The following is a 17839-nucleotide window of genomic DNA, read 5'->3' on the forward strand; positions in this document are numbered from 1 at the left end:
GACGGCCTATGCGCCGCGCACGTCGGAGCGGCAGAAGAGCGGCCCGAGATCGAAACGCGAAAATTGCTGGATATGGTATTCGACGGTCGAGTGATATCCGTGAAAGAGTGCGACGATACCCGCGACCACGGCCAGCACGCCCAGCACGGTCCGCCCTCCGCCGGGGGGCGGACCCGCCAGGCGATAGAAGACGCCCACGACGGCCACGCCCACCACCCCGCCGACGATGACCTCGGTGACGGTGTGGCAGCCCAGCACGACGCGCGACAGTCCCAGCACGCAGGCGATGGCAACCGTGACCCCCATCAGGATCGACCGGCGCACGGGCAGGACCGCCAGCAGGCAGCCATAGACCATCGTGCCGGCCATGGTGTGGCCGCTGGGACTGTAGAGAACCCGGTCCGGCGGCAGGCCGCAGGCCTCGAACCAGAGTTTCAGCATCAGGATCAGTCCCGATCCGCCGCACGTCACCAGGCCCCAGACCAGCGCGAAACGCCAGGAGCGGAACAGCAGGAAGGTCACGAAAACCATGATTTGCAAGGGAATGACGACAGACTGATCCGCAAGATCGGTCACGAAAGACATCATTGGCCCCGCATCTCCTCGCCCGCCCGGCGAAAACAGGGTATCAACCTCGTTCCGATCTGGACATATCTTTTACCATGTGTTTGAAATAAAAATAGATTATCATTTCGCTTCCGTAGGCTGACAGTCTGGACCCGACACGATGCCAGAGGGGAATGACCGGGGTGATGGAGATCAGACGATGCCGGAACCCAGCATGAGAACGGTCGATCATCCGGCCGACAGGACGGAACAGACCCCTGATCCCCTGCGTCCCGCCCGCGGCGTGATGCGGGCGGTGCTGGCCGGGGCCGTGCTATGGATTGCGATCCTGCTGGGCCTGTTCCTGCTCTGGCACCACCACGGATAGGCCGGGCATCACGGTACCACGGCGACGGGGGCCGACATCGTCCTGCGCGTCAGATGACGGCCCAGGGCGATCGCGGGCTGTTCGATCCAGTGGAAGCCGAGGGTTGCCACCGCCAGCGACAGGATGATCGACACGGCCAGGATGGCCGGCATGGGCATATGGCCGTGAAGCGCGTGGACCATGGCCATCAGCACCGGCATATGCACCAGATAGAGGCTGTAGGAAATGCTGCCCAGCCACTGGAAGGGTCGCAGGTCGAGCCAGCGGCTGGCGCGCTGGCTGTGCAGGGCGATCATGATCGCGGCGACCGACCCGCCCGCGACCGACAACTGCCAGATGATATTCTTCGTCACGTCGATCGCAACGTGCGCCCCGATTCCGGGAGCCCACGCCATCAACGCCGCCTCCGTCGCGGGCATGCTGCGCTGGAAGGCGATATAGGCCCCCACGACCGAGAGGATCGCGACGCAGCGGTGGATGACCGGCATCGACCGCCAGACATGCCAAAGCCGTTCACGCCCCTGGTGTAGAAGAATACCCACGACGAACAGCGGCATATAGTCCAGGGTCAGCAGCAGGCTGGTCCCGAAGGACAGGGGTACGACCTCGTCCCGGGCCGACATGATGCCGCAGGACAGCAGATACAGGACTGCGACCCCGGCGATACCAATCGCCCGATAGCGCGTCATGACCAGGTAGAGCAGCGGAAAAATCAACGAGACCCGCATTTCGACCACCAGGGACCACATCGGTGGATCGAGGCTTTGCAGGGCCGGCGTTCCGATCATGGCCAGGTGTCCCAACAGCACCGCAAAGGCAGGCACCACCGACCATTGCCCCTGCGACAGCCAGTCACTGGCTTCGGGCACACGGTCCCCCGCCGCCGGGACCAGCCCCCAGACCATGGCCGACACCAGGATGATCGCGGCGAAAGGAAGGTAGATGCGGCAGAGGCGGCGGACCACGAAGCGCCCATAACCTCCCGCGCGGGGACCGGAAAGCGAAATCGCCAGCACATAGCCGCTGAGAACGAAGAACAGGCCCACACAGCGCGGCCCGTCGACAAGAAGGCCGAGCGGCGTGTAGCGCAGCAGGAAAGCCGGGCGCAGGAACAGCCATAACGATGACGGTTCGGCCATGTCATGCCACGGCCGCGGCATCGCCAGCCATGCATGATGCAGAAGGACAACGAACGCCGCGATGCCACGAATGGCATCAAGTTCGTGATTGCGTCTCAACCTGCGCCTCCATACGCGGTGGAACATGGAACGGGACCCGTCACCGCGATGTTCGATGGGTCCTGATCGTTGGGGACTATGCCACGCTGCTTCCGACCATCTGGGACAGAGCGACCGGCCCCGGGACATGCGGCCACACCGGCGTTGACGGAATGTCCGGCCGGCCTTGGGTTTCATACGGCCAGCGGTTTTCCGCGGCCCACACCCTGATGCGGGCGACCGCGGCGATCACCATGGCCATCATCAGGTAGAAGTCAGGAAACCCGATGGTTGGACCGGACATGATGGCCGCCACCATGCGCCCGGCCAGCGCGGCAAGACCACCATCGATCATCAGGCGTTCGGGACAGATGGGGACGAGGCGGCGGGCCTGCATGGCGCTTCGTACCAGTCGCACATCGAAGATCAGCATGCCCGCCACGCCGACGACGCCGATCGTCGAAAGCAGGCTGGGAATGAGACTGGAGGCCCGGTTGCTTCCCCAGCCGCTGCCCAGCCCGAATGTCTGCGGCACCACCGCCAGCGCGTCGCGGTCGGCCATCGACCGTTCCTGATAGGATTCGGAATCCTGTTTGTCGGCGGTCGATTGGAACACCAGTTCCATCGCCGGCAGCAGGCGCGGCTCGATCGTGATCAGGACCAGTGACCCGAAGCCCGCAATCGCCGCGCCGATGGCGAGGAAACGGCCGACACGGCCGAACAGCCGGATCGAACCGGTGGCCAGCGCCGCCGCGGGAAGGATCAGGAATCCCACGGCCATCGTGGCGAAACCGGTTGTGGATGTGGTGGTGAGCAGGGCGACGGCGGCAACCGGAATCAGGGCCCGCAGCATGCGCAGGCGATATCCCTGCAGTCCGGCCCAGATCGTGGAATACAGAATCCCCGACAGGTAGGCGCCGCATGCCGATGGTTCGGTGAACGATCCGTTGATGCGGGGCACCGACCCGGCCATCTGCCCGTCGAAGATAACCCATCCGGGATTGGAATACAGAAAGGCGGAGGGAAACGGCACGCCGGCCAGCCGGTGCGCGAGCTGCCAGAAGCAGAGTATGCAGACCACCCAGCCACTGAAAAGATACGCGCGATACAGGCGGTCGATCCGGATATCGGCCCGCGTCAGGAATCCCGCCGCCAGGACCGTGAGCATGACGTTGACCATCAGATAGATATCCTGGGTGATGTTGCCGAAACTGGGGGCCAGCAGGACCTGCTGCGCGGTGGAATCATTCCTCTGCGGCCACACCAGGACGCTGTTCATGAACACGCGCGGCAGAATCACCGAACCCAGGACGGCCCACGCCGCCGTCAGCACGAAAGGCATATAGAGCGCGCGCGCCGCCCGGTCCCCCGGATAGCGCGCGCCCAGCATGCGTTGCAGCATGGCGTAGGATATGAAGCCCAGGGTCGGCACCAGGACCGGCTGCACCCCCCCGCCGCCCAGAACCAGCGCCGCCGCCGCCGGAAAGGCCCCCGCCAGCAGCAGGACTTCCAGCATCCTGGCGGGCCGCAGCCACAGCAGGAAGCAGAGGGGAAAAACGATAAGGCCGAAAAGAGGTACGGACACGGGATCGGCCTCCGGTCAGGAAGGAAGAGAGGACGGAAATCGCGATGCTTAACCCCCAGCCCCACCCGTCAGTTGCGTCACGCCGGGCCCGGTCGTATCGAGAAGGGCCGCATCGACGACGTCGCGGATCGCGCGGCGGAACATCTCTTCGGAAAAACGCAGGGCATTTTCCCGGCACAGCTCCACTGTCATCAGGGATTCGAGGGCGGCAAAGCGTTCCACGGCGTCAACGATGGCGTCCGCGTCCTGCTGGTCGAACAGCAGCCCGGTCGGGCCGCCGGCGTCGCCCACCCCCCGCACGATGTCCAGCGCGCCGCCGCGCCCGAACGCGATCACCGGCGTGCCGCAGGCCTGGGCCTCGACCATGGCGATGCCGAAATCCTCTTCCGCCGCGAAGACGAACGCGCGTGCCGCCTGCATCAGGTGCAGCAATTCCTCGCTTCCCACCTTGCCCCGCATTTCGATATTGGGCGCACCGGCCGCGACGGCGACGATCTGGTCGCGTTCGGGACCATCCCCCACGACGATCAGCCGGCGCTGCGGCATGCGCCGGAATGCCTCGACCACGAGATCGACGCGCTTGTACGGGACGAGGCGCGAGACAACCACATAGGCGTCGCGGACCTGGACCACGGGCCGGAAGCGCGTGACATCGACGGGGGGATAGATGACGACGGACGACCGGCGATAGACCTTGCGAATCCGCCGCTGGATATAGCTGGAATTGGCAATGAACACGTCCACGCCGTTGGCCGAGCGCACGTCCCAGTTGCGAAGCCGGTGCAGCAGCCAGCGGGCGAACAATCCCTTCGGCCCGCGCTCCAGCCCGCTTTGCTTCAGATAGGCGGCCTGCATGTCCCATGCGTAGCGCATCGGGGAATGGACATAGCAGATATGGATCTGGTCGGGGCCGGTAATCACCCCCTTGGCAACGGCGTGGTTGCTGGAAATGACGAGATCGAACCCGGAAAGATCGAGCTGTTCGATGGCGATCGGCATCAGGCCGATATAGTTCCTGAAGCGTTTGCGAGCGAACGGCAGGTGCTGGATGAACGTCGTGGTGACTTTGCGCTGGCCCAGCATGCCGCGTTCGGACGGCGGCATGAAATCGACGATCGCGAAGATCTCGGCCTGGGGAAAGACCTTGAGGATCTGCTCGACGACACGTTCCGACCCCGCGAAATGTTCCAGCCACTCATGAACGACGGCCACCTTCAGCATCGGTGCGACGGACGGATCGGGCTGCATGACGGTCACGATATATACCTCCCGTATCTTCCATCAGAAGTGGCGTTCATAAATCTTCAGGACGTCCCCGGGCTTGACGTAGTCCTGTGGATTAAGGCGCCCCACCACCGTATGGTCGCCTTCCTGCCGGACGACGTAGGCCCGGTCTTCCAGCGCGCGATAGGTGAATCCGCCGGCCGATGCGACGGCCGTCAGCATCGTCATGAAAGGCTGATACGCATACTGGCCCGGCCGTGCGACCTCGCCCAGGATCGAGACCAGGCGATAGGCCGTCACTTCGACCGTGACGTTCGGCTGCCGCACCATGCGCGCCTTCTCCAGCGCGGCGGAAATTTCCGCCGCGAATTCGGAGGTGGTCAGTCCTTCCGCCTGCAGGTGGCCGGCCAGCGGGAATGCGACCTTGCCGTTGCTGTCGACCCGGAAATCGGACGTCAGCTGGTCCTGACCGTAGGTAAGAACCCGGATCTGGTCATCGACCCCCAGGCGATACTGGTTGGGATCGTATGCCGCCACCGGATCGAGGGACGATCCGGCGGCGCATCCGCTCAGAACGGTTGCCATGCCGAAAAGCACCACGGCGGAACGACGGCTGGTGAGACTGGTCGTCGGCATTCTGGATATGCTCCCGTATCGCATGGGCTGGAGATCACAAGGGCTAAAGCGCCAGATGCGCGCTGAGCAGGACGGTATGGTCGGAAAATGTCCTGTATCCCACTGTCTTCTGGCTGGAAAAGTTGTAGTTCAACGTTACGCTCAGGTGACGGTTCAGCAGCCACTGGGCGCCCGCGCCAATATTATAGACTGTCTGGTTGGACGCGATCTGGTCGAGGATCGTGTTTCTCAGCACACCCGACGCTGCGGAATAATCCGCCTTCTCGATTCCGGCCTGCGCGTTCAGTACCAGGTTGCGTCCGTAATTGTGACGGACACCGATCTGTGCGGAGGTATAGCTGAAGCCGACAACGTTCTCGAAGGCGCCGTCCTCGATCCCGTGACGCACCGAAAGCGTCATCGTCGTCAGGCGGGTGGGATTCCATCCCAGTTCCGCCTCGGCGATCGGGGAGGTGATCCGCTGGTAGAGGGACGAGCGATAGACCCGTGTCTGATAGCCGACCAGGGCACGGAAGCGAAGTGGCCCCGACAGGCCGAAATCCATGCCGGCCATCGCCGACACACCGTTTGAATCGCGGGACGGAACGCCCGGGGTACGGTCCAGATAGCGGATTTCCGTCCCCTGCAGAATCACGAGAATCTGGGTCGTCCCGGCAAGGTCGTACCGACCGGTCACGCCCTCGGTGATCGTGGCCCTGTTGCGATAGGTCTGGTCGAGTTGGCCCGGAACAAGAACGACACGGTCGAAATTGTAACGGTTGATACCGGCTTCGGGAATGAAGCTGAAGCGCCCGTGGGTCGTCGCCGTATAGCTGAGGCGGACGTCGTCATACTGATAGGGTATGGGACGGCTGAGGATCAGCGCGCCGAGGTCCATCGGTGTCTGGACCAGCGACAGATGGGTGTAGGCCATGCCCAGCCGGTCGTGGCCGAAATCATGCACCGCGCCCAGGCCGACCGTCCAGTTTGTACGGTTCTGTATGGACTGGGATGGAAAGCGGTAATCGTCGACGGATATTTCGGCATGGACCTGGTCGCGCTGCCATACGGCCGCCCCTGCCAGCCGGGCATGCGTCGTTTCCATGACGCCGCCGGTTCCGTTCGCTAGGCGGGCGATATCGGAATCATAGCCGATCGACTCCGCCGCGTCGGCGTCTATACGCAGGGGGCCGTAACGAAGGCCAAGCGGCGCGTATTCTTCCAGCGCGCGAACCTGTGCCGGCTCGGTCATGATATCGCCGAACCCGCTTCCCATGGGCGGAAAATACGTATCGAGTACCTGGGCGGATGCACTATCCGGCAGGAACAGAGGGACAACGACTATCAGCCCCAGACTGACGTATAATGTTGTTCTCACCGGATACCTTGCAAATATGGCGATTCCAAACGGCCGCAACGTCCCGATCGTTTCATCCACGTGATTTATTTTTATTTCCTGTCACTGTGCGGGCGTTTGACCGAACCTATATCGCTTGACTCCAGTTTTATTTTCATCCGCCTTCGCCGATCGCTATCACGTTTTTCTGATCACGATAGCTGCGCCTTCATTTCGACTTTTTTTGAGCCCCCCCCTTTCGGGAGGAAACCTTGCCAGTGTCGCCGCGTATACCCCTCCGGACTGGACACGACTACATTACGTAACGATATATTTCATATTTCCCGCCCGCCAACATAAATTGCTTATTTTTATATCGTATATAATCGCTTTTTTTAAAATTATCGACACCTGATTTTAATTATTTATTTTTATTTTAGCCGGGGATGTGTTATGGATACACAGGTTTCCAGCATCATTATTGGCGTTGCTGACGCGGCCGGTCAGGTGCCGGAAAGCAATATCCTTACCCTGGCCAGCGGTCCGACGCCCGCGCTTCCGTCGGATCTTCGCCGTTTTCGTTACTTTTCCGCAACTGCCCTGATGATGGGCGATGCGCTGGCGTTCGCGCTTGCGCTCGCGACTGTTCACCTGTCCTCCGCCTTTTCGGCATCGACGTCGCTGCTGGTCCCCGACGGGCACCTGGCGACGGAAAAGAGCCTGTGGCTTTCGATCTTCATGATGGCGGGTCTGGTCTATTATTTTTCGACCAAGGGCCATTATCGCGACCGGCTGCCGTTCTGGAGCGAGGTCCCGCAGATCATCGCGATCTCGGTGGCCGCCATGACCGTGGCGGCCGGGTTCGGCGTCCTGCTCGGCTCGCTGCATGATGCCGCGCGGATGACGGAGCAATGGGTCGTCTTTGCCGCGCTGGCGATTTCCCTGCGCCAGATCGCCAAGCACACCTTGCATCATTTCGGGCTGTGGCAGCTTCCGGTTCTTCTGGTCGGCGACACCGAAACCTGCAACAAGACCATCGAGGCATTTTCCAGCGAGCGTCTGCCCGGTCTGCGGGCGGTCGACTGCATTTCCTCGGAATCCCTGCTGCGCGTGGCGCCTTCGCATCTGACCCGGGTACTTCTGACGCGGTACGGCGCGGTACGACTGGTCCTGGCCATCGATGTCAACGAAGCCGCCGGCCGCGCGGTCATTTCACGCGTGACGCGGGGCCGGGTGCCGTTTTCGCTGGTCCCGCAGATGGCCGACATACCCATCGACCATAGCCGTCTGTCCTATTTCAGCTTCGACACCATGATGCTGACATTTCGCAGCAAGCTGGACCTGCCGTTCCACCGCGCGACCAAAATCGCGTTCGACGTGGCGGTGGCGTCCGCGCTGCTGTTCCTGGCACTGCCCGTGTTCCTTATACTCTATGGGCTGGTGCGGATGGATGGCGGCCCGGCGACCTTCGGACATCTGCGCGTCGGACGAAATGGACAGCCCTTCCGCTGCCTGAAGTTCCGCACCATGGTGCCGAACGCGGAGGAGGTCCTGGCCGACCTGCTGGCCCGGGACGCCCATGCCGCCGCCGAATGGGCCGCGACGCGCAAGCTGACGAACGATCCGCGGATCACCGCGATCGGCCGCCTGCTGCGCCAGACCAGCCTGGATGAACTGCCGCAGCTTCTGAATGTGCTGCGCCTGGACATGAGCCTGGTCGGACCACGGCCGATCGTGACGGCCGAAGCAGATCATTACGGTGACGACATGGAGTACTACCATGCGATCCGCCCGGGCATCACCGGCCTGTGGCAGGTCAGCGGACGGAGCGACACGTCGTATCCGCGACGGGTGCAACTGGACAACTGGTATGTCCGTAACTGGAGCCTGTGGAACGACGTCGTGATCCTTGCCAGGACGGTGCCGGCCGTCCTGTTCCGGAACGGCGCCCGATAGAGCCGCACAGTCCGAAAGCCCGACCGCCGCAAGGCCGTTTCGATGAAATCTCCCTACGCCCCCATGCGAGAGATCGTGCGATGAACCAGCTTCAATTATCTCCCTTGGCCGGCCTTTCGGGCATGCCGACGGACAGTCAGCATGTTCCCCCCACGCAGGTATTCCGCATCCTTGGGCGCCATCGCCTGGCGGTCGTGCTGGTGACGGTGGGGATGTTCGCTCCGGCGGTGGCGTTCATCGAGACGATGAAACCCTATTACACCGCGACGGCGATGCTGATGGTGGGCACGCGGCAGGCGTCCTTCCGCGACCTGCAGGCCACGGTATCGACCCCCGACATCGATGCCGTCGGCATCAATACGCAGGTCGGCGTCCTGCGCAGTTCGACCATTGCCCGGGCGGTGACCGAACGCCTGAACCTGGTCGACGATCCGGAATTCCGCAAGGTCCTCGATACCGTGCCGCTCAAGGCCCGGATCGTCCTTGCCGTGCAGAAGCTGTTCGGCATCGCGCCGCCGCCCGCGCCCCCCATGACGCCGGCGGCGCGGCTGCAGGCGACGGCGCTCGTGCTGGCCGACAAGGTCAATATCCTCAATGACGGCCGGTCCTATATCATCACGATCACGGCGAAGACCGACAATCCGGCATCCAGCGCCAGGATCGCGAATGCCTATGCGGACGCCTATTTCGAATCCCGGCGTCACATGAAGGTCGCTGCGACATGGCGGGCCAATGCCCTGCTGGATGAACAGATCGTCCCGTTGCGCGAAAGGCTGCGTCATGCGGAACAGGCCGTCGAGGCATTTCGCGAACAGAATGGCCTGATCTCGGCCCGCCTGGAACATATGCCCGGCACGCCGGAGGCCGATGCGACCACGGTCGCCGACGAGCAGTTGATGCGCATGAACCAGGAACTGGTCACCGCCCAGGCCGCGTTGGAGGAAAAGCGCGCACGCTATTCGGAAGTCCGGACCGCGGAACGCAACGGCACGGTGGGGAACCTGCCGGACGTGGTCTCGGCCCCGCTGATCCAGCAATTGCAGAACCAGCAGGCCCAGTTGAGCAGCCGCGTGTCCAGCCTCAGCCGCTCCGTCCTGGACGGCAATCCCGAGATGCAGGCCGCCCAGGCCGCCGCCGCCCAGGTGCGGCGCCAGATCGGCGCCGAGACGGCGCGGATCGCCGACAGCATCGCCAAGGATGTCAGCGGGGCGCAGGCGCGCGTCGCGGCGCTGAGCCACGCCGTGGACAGCCTGCAGAAGCAGGTGACCGCCGAAAACCAGGCCAATGTCACCCTGCGCCAGCTGGAAAGCGAGGCCAACGCCGCACGCGTCGTCTACCAGGATTATCTGGGCCGCTTTGCCCAGACCTCGACCCAGGCGCAGTTGCAGGAACCGGAAGCGGAACTGATTTCGCGCGCCGAGATCCCGCTGGGCTTTTCGGGGCCGCCGCGGACCCAGTACCTGGCCATCGCCCTGCTGTTCTCGATGCTGTGCGGGACCGGCGCGGCCCTGCTGGCGGATCGCATTCGCAAGGGAATCCGCAGCACGTCGCAACTGGATTCGGTCCCCGGCCTGTTCACGCTGGGCATGGTCCCGGTCTTCAACGGCGCTCTGGTGCGGCATTACCGGTCCGCTGCCGCAGGCGTCTCCTCGGCCTATGTCGAGACGATCGAGAACATCCGCAGCATCCTGTGCTTCGGTCACAGCCGCTTCCGCGCCAAGGTGGTCCTGGTCACCTCCGCCCGCCCCGGGGAAGGCAAGACGACCTTTGCCGTGTCCCTGGCCGCCAATGCGGGCCGCGACCTGCAACGCGCGCTGGTGATCGACTGCGATTCCCGCAACCCCTCGGCATTGGGCGCGCTGGGCAAGACGGACCAGGCCAGCGACAATTCCCTGCCCGGTGAGCGTGGCCACGGGCAGGCTGGCGCGCGACGTGATGCCGGGGGTCGATATCCTGACCATGCGGCCGCCGGGCGAACGCAATTACGCCATGGTGTCGCCGATGGAACTGAGCCGCGTCCTGACGCAGTTTTCACCCCATTACGACATGATCGTCCTGGACACCCCCCCGATCCTGGCCTTCCCCGATGCCGCCGTCCTGGCCCAGCAGACCGACGGCATCGTCATGGTCGTCAAATGGGGGTTGACCGGGTCCATGGAACTGACCGAGGCGATGCGGATCCTGCATGCCTATGACGCCCGCGTGCTGGGCAGCGTCCTGACGCAGGTCCCGGCCCGGGGACTGGAAAGCGCCGAGAAGCGCCAGTTGGGGATCTATCGTCAGTACGGCCTGCTGACCTCCTGAATCCGGCCCCACGTCCCTCCAATGCCGGTATGGGCAGGAGTTTTCAATGCAGTCCGCGCTTTACGTCAACAGCCGCTTCCTGACCCAGCCCCTGAGCGGCGTGCAGCGCTTCGCGACCGAGATCACCAGCGCCATCGGCCGGGTCTGGAGCGCCAATGACGTCAGCCGCCCCATCCTGCTGACCCCGGCGGCGGCATTGATCGCGGACGGCCCCGGGGATCTGGAGCGCCAGTTCGTCGGACGCCGGCAGGGACAGATCTGGGAGCAGATCGACCTGCCGCGCCGGGCCCGGGACGGCGTGCTGCTGAACCTGGGCAACACGGCCCCCATCATGGGGCGGCGGCAACTGGTGGTCTTGCATGACGCAGGCATTTTCAGCCAGCCCGACGCCTATTCGTGGCGCTTCCGCCTGTGGTACCGCGTCCTGCACAACCTGCTGCTGCGTACGCGCTCGCGCCTGGTCACGGTGTCGGAATTTTCCCGCGGGGAACTGGCGCGCCACCTCGGCGTCGTGGCGGAGCGTTTCGCGGTGATCCCCGAAGGGGCAGATCATATCTCGCGCCTTGCCGCCGACCATGCGGTTCTGGCGCGGCACGGGCTTGCGACGGGACGCTATGTCCTGGTCGTCGGCAACCTGGCGCCGCACAAGAACCTGGCCAGCCTGGGCGTGCTGGCGCGCATGCTGGCCGCCCGCGACATCGCCCTGGTCATCACCGGCGCCCTGAACCGGTCCGTGTTCAACGGGCAGGACGGGATCACGCTGCCCGCGCCGGCCCATTATATCGGCCGCGTCAGCGACACGGAACTGTGCGCCCTGTACCAGAACGCCGCGTGCTTCGTCTTTCCGTCCCGATACGAGGGATTCGGCCTGCCGGCGGTCGAGGCCATGGCGTGCGGCTGCCCCGTGGTCGCGTCCTCGATCCCCGCCCTGCGCGAAGTCTGCGCCGATGCCGCGCTCTATGCCCATCCCGACGACCCCGTCGCGATCGCCAGTACCGTGGCCCGCGTGATCGACACACCGGGGTTGGCGCAGGACATGCGCATGAAGGGCATGGCACGCGCCGCCGGCTTTACCTGGGACAAGGCGGCGCGCGCGCTTCTGGACCTGGTGCATGACAGGGAAGCCGCATGAATGATGCGCCATCCGACAAAACGCCATCTGGCATGGGCCGCCTGCGTGCTTGCCCTCCTTGCGGCGTCGCCCCGCCCGGCCGTGGCGCAGGATGACCCGATAGCCGGCTTCCTGCCCGAGGCCAACGGTCCCGCGACGGTCGTCTGGTGCAGCGTCCAGGCGGACCAGCGGCTGTTCATCAGCGACCTGATCCGCGTGGCCAGCACGTCGCGGGTCGCGCTGGGCGTCTATGGCGGGCGGTTCGGGCGGACGGTCAACGCCCGATACGGGCTGCATCTGGGCCTGGAGATCAATTACTGCCATCGGTTCAAAACCCGCGCTGCCGCGGCGACCGCCCGTGCCGCCATGATCGGACGCACGGCCGCGCAGAATGTCGGCATTGTCGACGTGGGAGTCTACTGATCGTGTCTTCACGCTGCCACTTTCAACAAGAAATGCCACATGAATAAGTTTTCAATACCGTCGCGAACCCGCTCAATGACCGACATGCAGCGTCCCGTCAGGGCCTTTGTACAGCTCAGCTATGGATACGGGGCCACGAACTGGCATACGCGATGGAAGGATGGCAGCCTTCTGGGCGTCAACGAGGAATATGCCTACGGATATCAGCGCGCCGCCGAACCCAGCTTCAGCGTGACGCAGTCCGAGGACGAACGGGAACGCCTGCCCGGCCGTGCCATCCGCTATGCCGTACGCCTGCTGCTGGGGTTCGATTTCGTCCATGCCTGGCGCAACCGGTCCGGCATATGGAACAGCGATATCGTCTGGACCCATACCGAGGCCCAGTCCATGGCGGTCCTGCTGCTGTTCCGCCTGTACCCCTGGCGGCGGCACCCCCGGATCATCGCGCAGAGCGTCTGGCTGCTCGACCGATGGGCACATGAATCCCGGAAGAACCGGCTGATATTCCGTGCCCTGCTGTCCCGTGCGGATGTCCTGACGTTTCATTCGCCGTGCAACAGGGCGGCGGCGGCGCGGCTCTTCCCCGGCACGCGCACCGAACTGGTCGAGTTCGGCATCCGTGCCGACGACATGATCGTCCGGCCGCCGCGCCCGGCGCGGCAGACCATCAGGGTCCTGTCGTTGGGCAATGACCGCCATCGGGACTGGGAGACGCTGCTGCGGGCCACGGCGGAGCTGCCGTGCCGGTTGACGATCGCGACCACGGACCCGGCGGCGCGGCGGCGCATCGCCCGATACGGCCACGCGACATTGGCGTCCCTGAAAAACAATGCCGACCTGCTGGCCCTGTACGACCAGGCGGATCTGGTCGTCGTGCCGCTCGGTCCCAACCTGCATGCATCCGGCCTGACCACCATCCAGGAAGCCATCACGCGGGGCGTGCCGGTAATTACGACCGATGTCGGCGGACTGCGGCATTATTTCGACCATGACGCCGTCACCTATGTCCCGCCCGGCGACATCGCGGCCCTGGCGCACGCGATCACGGACCTGGCGGCCGACACGCCGCGCCAGGCCGCGATGACCGCCAATGCCCAGCGGCGGATGCGGGAATGCCTGAATTCGCAGACCTACGCCGCGCGGCACGTCGCCCTTTCGTACGAGCTTCTGACCCTGCAACCGGACGCCGTCCATCATCCCGAACCGGCGACGCAGGACAGGCGCGCCACCCATCATTATGCCGGAGCCGTACCATGACGCCCCTCCCAACTCTCGTGATCGGCATCGTCAGTTGCGGACGTCCCGGCATCCTGAGGGAAACGGTCCAGGAATTACGCAAGCAGAGCTATCCGGCCAGCCGGATCATCGTCTGCACGCCCCGTGCATCCGACGCGGACGGTCTGGCCGAGGCCGACGGACTGACGATCCTGCGCGGGCCGATCGGCGCGTGCCACCAGCGAAACGTGATCCTGGACCATGCCGGTGACAACGACGTCATCGTCTTCTTCGACGACGATTTCCTGCCGGACCGGAACTACCTGAAAGTATGCGCCGAGGTCTTCGGCGCCTCCCCAGGCATCTTGGCCGCGACCGGCCGGGTCCTTGCGGATGGAGCGAAGGGACCGGGCTTTTCGATGGAAGAAGCCCGGCAGATGCTGGACAACCCCAGGATCAACGACAATCCCGCCCAGTCCTCGGTCGAGGACGCATGGAGCAGCTACGGCTGTAACATGGCGTTCCGCATTCCGGCCGTCCAGCGGCACGGCGTGCGCTTCGATGAGCGGCTGCCGCTTTACGCCTGGTATGAAGATATCGATTTTTCCCGAAGGCTGGGCCGCCACGGCCGCGTCGTCAGGATGAACGCGGCCAAGGGCATTCACCTGGCGAGCAAGACCGGCAAGACCCCCGGACGCCGCCTGGGATATTCGCAGGTCGCGAACCCGATCTATCTGTCGCGCAAGGGCACGTTTCCGTGGGACCACACGCTGCGCAGCGTCGGGCGCAATATCACCATGAACCTGATGCGCAGCCTGTGGCCCGAACCCTATGTCGACCGCAGGGGCCGGCTGCTCGGCAATGGTCTGGCCCTGATGGACCTGTTGCGCGGGCGCATTGCGCCGGAACGTATCCTGACCCTGTAGCACGGAGCGCGATCCATGCTCTTTTCCCTGGTTGTGCCGACGCTCGGACGCGTCGAAGAGCTTCATGCCCTTCTGCTCTCGCTGACGAAACAGGATATCCAGAGTTTCGAAGTCATCATCGTGGACCAGAACGATGACGACCGGCTGCTGCCGGTCATCGCCACGTTTGGCGACCGGCTGACGATCCGCCATATCCGCAGCCCGGTCCGCCGCTGCAATCATGCGCGCAACCTGGGCGCCCGCCATGCCACGGGGGACATCATCACCTTCCCCGACGATGACTGCGAATATCCGCCGGATGTCCTGTCGCAGGTCGAGGCCCGCTTCCGCACCCAGCCCGAACTGGGCTTCCTGACCGGATCGGTGATCCTGCCCGGCGGGCAGGCCGGACGGTCGGGACGATGGCTGGCGCATGACAGCGCGATCGACGGCCAGACGGTGTGGACCTGCCTGATCGAATTCAACCTGTTCATCCGCAGAAGCATATTCGACGCCGTGGGCGGTTTCGACGAGGCGATCGGGCCCGGAACACCGTTCGGATCGGGCGAGGGCCAGGACCTGGCCCTGAGAATGCTGGCCAGGAAGGTTACCGGCTTTTACGCCTATACGCTCAAGATCATCCACCCGGACAAACCCGTGGTGCTGAACGTAGCCCGCGCCTTCCTGTACGGACGCGGCGTCGGGCGCGTGATGCGGAAGAACGGATGCGACCGGGAAACCGTGGCCCGGTTCCTGGTGCGCCCGATCGGCGGGGTCGCGGTCCACCTGGCCAAATTCGATATGCTGGTCGCGCGCTACTACCTGATGACGTTCCTGGGCCGCCTGGCCGGGTACGGAAATGCCGTCCCTTCAGGAAGATGACCATGCGCCGGCAATCCGCCCCGAGGAACCGCAGGGACCGGAAGACGTTCAATGGCCCGGCGACATGGAAAAACCGCAGGTTTCGACGCGAAGCCCTTCGATATCCGGCTTCCGGCGTCGATCGCGGCCCGATTGCCTGACGATTCAGTCGAATAAGGATCCGACCCATTATATCCGAGGCCGCCCTCGGGCCAACCCGTTACGATTTCATACCGAAATACAGAGACGCAAATCATCATGTGGCCGCCAAGATGACGAATGACATCGCTTTCGAGATCTGGAGACGGAACCGGAGACGCTTTCGGGCGGCGCACGGGATCATCGGCATGGACCATCGGCGTCGCCAGCCCCGCGGGGAATAGCGAACTGCCCCCGCCAGACACGGCTGGTATCGACACGAGGTGTATTCATGACGTCCTCAGCCCCGCTTGCGCCTCCGCAACCCCGGCATATCCTGTCCAATACGGGTTGGAACATCTTTGGCCGGATTCTGCCGATTTTCGTGGCGATCCTGGTGACGCCGAAGCTCATTCACCTGCTGGGCCTGTCACGCTGGGGCGTGTTCACCATCGCCCTGACCCTGATCGGCACGTTCGGTATCTTCGATTTCGGCCTGGGCCGGGCATTGACTCGTGCCATCGCCGACCGGGCGACCGACAGCCCCCGGCAGGACACCGCCGACCTGGTCCTGACCGGAATTCTCGCCCTTGGCGGCATCGGGCTTGTCGCCGGGTTCGTCGCGGCGGCATCGGCCGGTCTGTGGGTCACGCACGGCCTGAAGATTCCGCACGAACTGGAACAGGAAGTGAAGCTGTCGTTCTGGGTCTTCTGCGCTACGGCGCCGTTTGTGATGGTCAACGCCGCGATGTGGGGCGTCGTGACGGCGTATCAGGATTTCAAATCCATCAACCTGATCAACATGCCGTTTTCGATCATGTATTATGTCGGTCCGCTGCTGATCCTGCTGGTCTGGAACAATCTGATCGGCGTCATGCTGGTGCTGGCCGTATGCCGGCTATGGATGACCGTCAGCTATGGGCGGCTTTGCTATCGGCTGATCCCCCAGTTGCGCAGGGCACGGGCCCGTCCGCGCCTGCTTCTGCCGCTGTTTCGCATCGGCGGGTGGATGACCGTGTCCAACGTGGCCTATCCGATCCTGTCCTATATGGACCGGTTCATGATCGCCAGCGTGATTTCGGCGGCCGCGACCAGCTTCTACACCACGCCGGCGGATGTCGTGGGGCGCTTCGGCCTGCTGACCAATGCCGTCACGGGTTCGGCCTACCCTGCCTTTGCGGCGTCATGGCGCAAGGACGTGGCATTGACCGTCAAGCTCTACCAGACGAGCGTGCTGACGGTGGTGGCGCTGCTCTTCCCGGTCTGCCTGTGCGGCGCGCTGTTCAGCCACGACATCCTGTCGATCTGGATCGACGCCGATTTCGCCGCGCACAGCAGCATGATCATGAAGCTGCTCTGCCTCGGCGTCTTTATTTCCGGCATCGATTCCGTGTCCGCCGGCTTCCTGGACGGTATCGGGCGACCGGACGCCAGTGCCAAACTGTCCATCGGCGAACTGCTGATCTATACGCCCATCCTGCTCCTGTTCCTGACGTCCTTCGGCGTGGTCGGGGCGGCCTTCGCGTGGGCGTTGCGCACCACGATCGATTTCATCATCCGGACGGCGATGAGCATCTACCTCTACAGACCCCTGTCAGGCGCGATCGGCCGCATCCTGCCGGCCGCTCTGTGCGGTTCCGCATCGCTTTGCATCGCACTTTTCGACATGCCCCGTCCGGTTGCCATCATGGTCGCCGCGCTGCTCCTGGGGGCGTTTTATGGAATCCTGTGGTTCGCCTGCCTCGACATTTCCGAGCGAAAGGCTTTCCTTCGCTTTTCGGACATCATCGCGGTCAGGCTTGTGAAGTCGCGGGCCGTGTAGACAACATGCGCGCGGAATGGTCCGGCCCTGTTTTCCCGACCGCGTCGGTCTTTTTTTTGACACACTTCAAAACCGGTTATCCGGGCGAGCGTTGATACGTTCGAGAGAGGCGCGTTTATTAAAAAATTCAACGCGTTAATTGCAGATCGTTATTTTAACGTCTTGTCTGAACGTTTTTTATTCCAGACACCGA

General features: G+C 63.8%; 16 protein-coding genes. 10 read left to right on the top strand and 6 right to left on the bottom strand.

The genetic code is table 11. From position 1 onward, the window contains the following. Positions 1 to 6 precede the first annotated feature (6 nt). Complete coding sequence (locus GDIA_RS03590) at positions 7 to 585, bottom strand: phosphatase PAP2 family protein (RefSeq protein ID WP_012226492.1); 579 nt, start codon at positions 583 to 585, stop codon at positions 7 to 9. Between the two features lie 181 nt (positions 586 to 766). Between GDIA_RS03590 and GDIA_RS19400 the strand changes: the two genes are divergently transcribed. Further along, positions 767 to 934: a hypothetical protein gene (locus tag GDIA_RS19400; protein WP_012226494.1), complete on the top strand. Its 168-nt coding sequence runs from the start codon at positions 767 to 769 to the stop codon at positions 932 to 934. Between the two features lie 8 nt (positions 935 to 942). On the opposite strand, the gene GDIA_RS03595 is transcribed toward GDIA_RS19400, so the two are convergent. From GDIA_RS03595 to GDIA_RS03615, 5 genes are all read right to left on the bottom strand, one after another. Further along, positions 943 to 2172, bottom strand: coding sequence for an acyltransferase family protein (locus tag GDIA_RS03595; RefSeq protein ID WP_012553314.1), 1230 nt, complete (start codon positions 2170 to 2172; stop codon positions 943 to 945). 76 nt (positions 2173 to 2248) lie between these two features. Beyond that, positions 2249 to 3736 (bottom strand): hypothetical protein, encoded by a 1488-nt coding sequence (locus GDIA_RS03600; protein WP_012226496.1) that lies wholly within the window; start codon positions 3734 to 3736, stop codon positions 2249 to 2251. Between the two features lie 48 nt (positions 3737 to 3784). Next, positions 3785 to 4984 carry a glycosyltransferase gene (locus tag GDIA_RS03605; protein ID WP_043458664.1) on the bottom strand — a complete coding sequence of 400 codons (1200 nt, stop codon included), beginning with the start codon at positions 4982 to 4984 and terminating at the stop codon, positions 3785 to 3787. Between the two features lie 33 nt (positions 4985 to 5017). Continuing rightward, positions 5018 to 5596, bottom strand: a complete 579-nt coding sequence (locus tag GDIA_RS03610) for a polysaccharide biosynthesis/export family protein (protein WP_012553316.1) — start codon at positions 5594 to 5596, stop codon at positions 5018 to 5020. Between the two features lie 43 nt (positions 5597 to 5639). Next, a complete protein-coding gene (locus GDIA_RS03615; RefSeq protein ID WP_231854102.1) occupies positions 5640 to 6827 on the bottom strand; it encodes an outer membrane beta-barrel protein in 1188 nt (395 codons plus the stop codon). Positions 6828 to 7514: 687 nt separating this feature from the next. Between GDIA_RS03615 and GDIA_RS03620 the strand changes: the two genes are divergently transcribed. The 9 genes from GDIA_RS03620 (at position 7515) to GDIA_RS03655 (ending at position 17646) form a co-directional block, all read left to right on the top strand. Continuing rightward, positions 7515 to 8867, top strand: a complete 1353-nt coding sequence (locus GDIA_RS03620) for an exopolysaccharide biosynthesis polyprenyl glycosylphosphotransferase (protein ID WP_244455092.1) — start codon at positions 7515 to 7517, stop codon at positions 8865 to 8867. Between the two features lie 122 nt (positions 8868 to 8989). Beyond that, positions 8990 to 11062: a GumC family protein gene (locus GDIA_RS03625; RefSeq protein WP_244455093.1), complete on the top strand. Its 2073-nt coding sequence runs from the start codon at positions 8990 to 8992 to the stop codon at positions 11060 to 11062. Beyond that, complete coding sequence (locus GDIA_RS19770; RefSeq protein ID WP_280110223.1) at positions 11040 to 11171, top strand: hypothetical protein; 132 nt, start codon at positions 11040 to 11042, stop codon at positions 11169 to 11171. The genes GDIA_RS03625 and GDIA_RS19770 overlap by 23 nt, the downstream gene beginning before the upstream one ends. Before the next feature lie 46 nt (positions 11172 to 11217). Then, entirely contained in the window at positions 11218 to 12303 is a 1086-nt protein-coding gene (locus tag GDIA_RS03630; protein WP_012226503.1) for a glycosyltransferase family 4 protein, read from the top strand. After that, positions 12304 to 12705: a hypothetical protein gene (locus GDIA_RS03635; RefSeq protein ID WP_012226504.1), complete on the top strand. Its 402-nt coding sequence runs from the start codon at positions 12304 to 12306 to the stop codon at positions 12703 to 12705. Between the two features lie 75 nt (positions 12706 to 12780). Then, positions 12781 to 13962 (top strand): glycosyltransferase family 4 protein, encoded by a 1182-nt coding sequence (locus GDIA_RS03640; protein ID WP_012226505.1) that lies wholly within the window; start codon positions 12781 to 12783, stop codon positions 13960 to 13962. After that, complete coding sequence (locus GDIA_RS03645; protein WP_012226506.1) at positions 13959 to 14846, top strand: glycosyltransferase family 2 protein; 888 nt, start codon at positions 13959 to 13961, stop codon at positions 14844 to 14846. The genes GDIA_RS03640 and GDIA_RS03645 overlap by 4 nt, the downstream gene beginning before the upstream one ends. Positions 14847 to 14861: 15 nt before the next feature. After that, on the top strand, positions 14862 to 15707 hold the full coding sequence (locus GDIA_RS03650) for a glycosyltransferase family 2 protein (RefSeq protein WP_012226507.1): 846 nt from the start codon (positions 14862 to 14864) through the stop codon (positions 15705 to 15707). 409 nt (positions 15708 to 16116) lie between these two features. Continuing rightward, the gene (locus GDIA_RS03655; protein WP_012226508.1) at positions 16117 to 17646 is read left to right on the top strand and encodes a flippase; all 1530 of its coding nucleotides are present in this window, start codon (positions 16117 to 16119) and stop codon (positions 17644 to 17646) included. The last annotated feature ends 193 nt before the right edge of the window (positions 17647 to 17839 follow it).

It is taken from the genome of Gluconacetobacter diazotrophicus PA1 5, assembly GCF_000021325.1.
Classification (GTDB): Bacteria; Pseudomonadota; Alphaproteobacteria; order Acetobacterales; family Acetobacteraceae; genus Gluconacetobacter; species Gluconacetobacter diazotrophicus.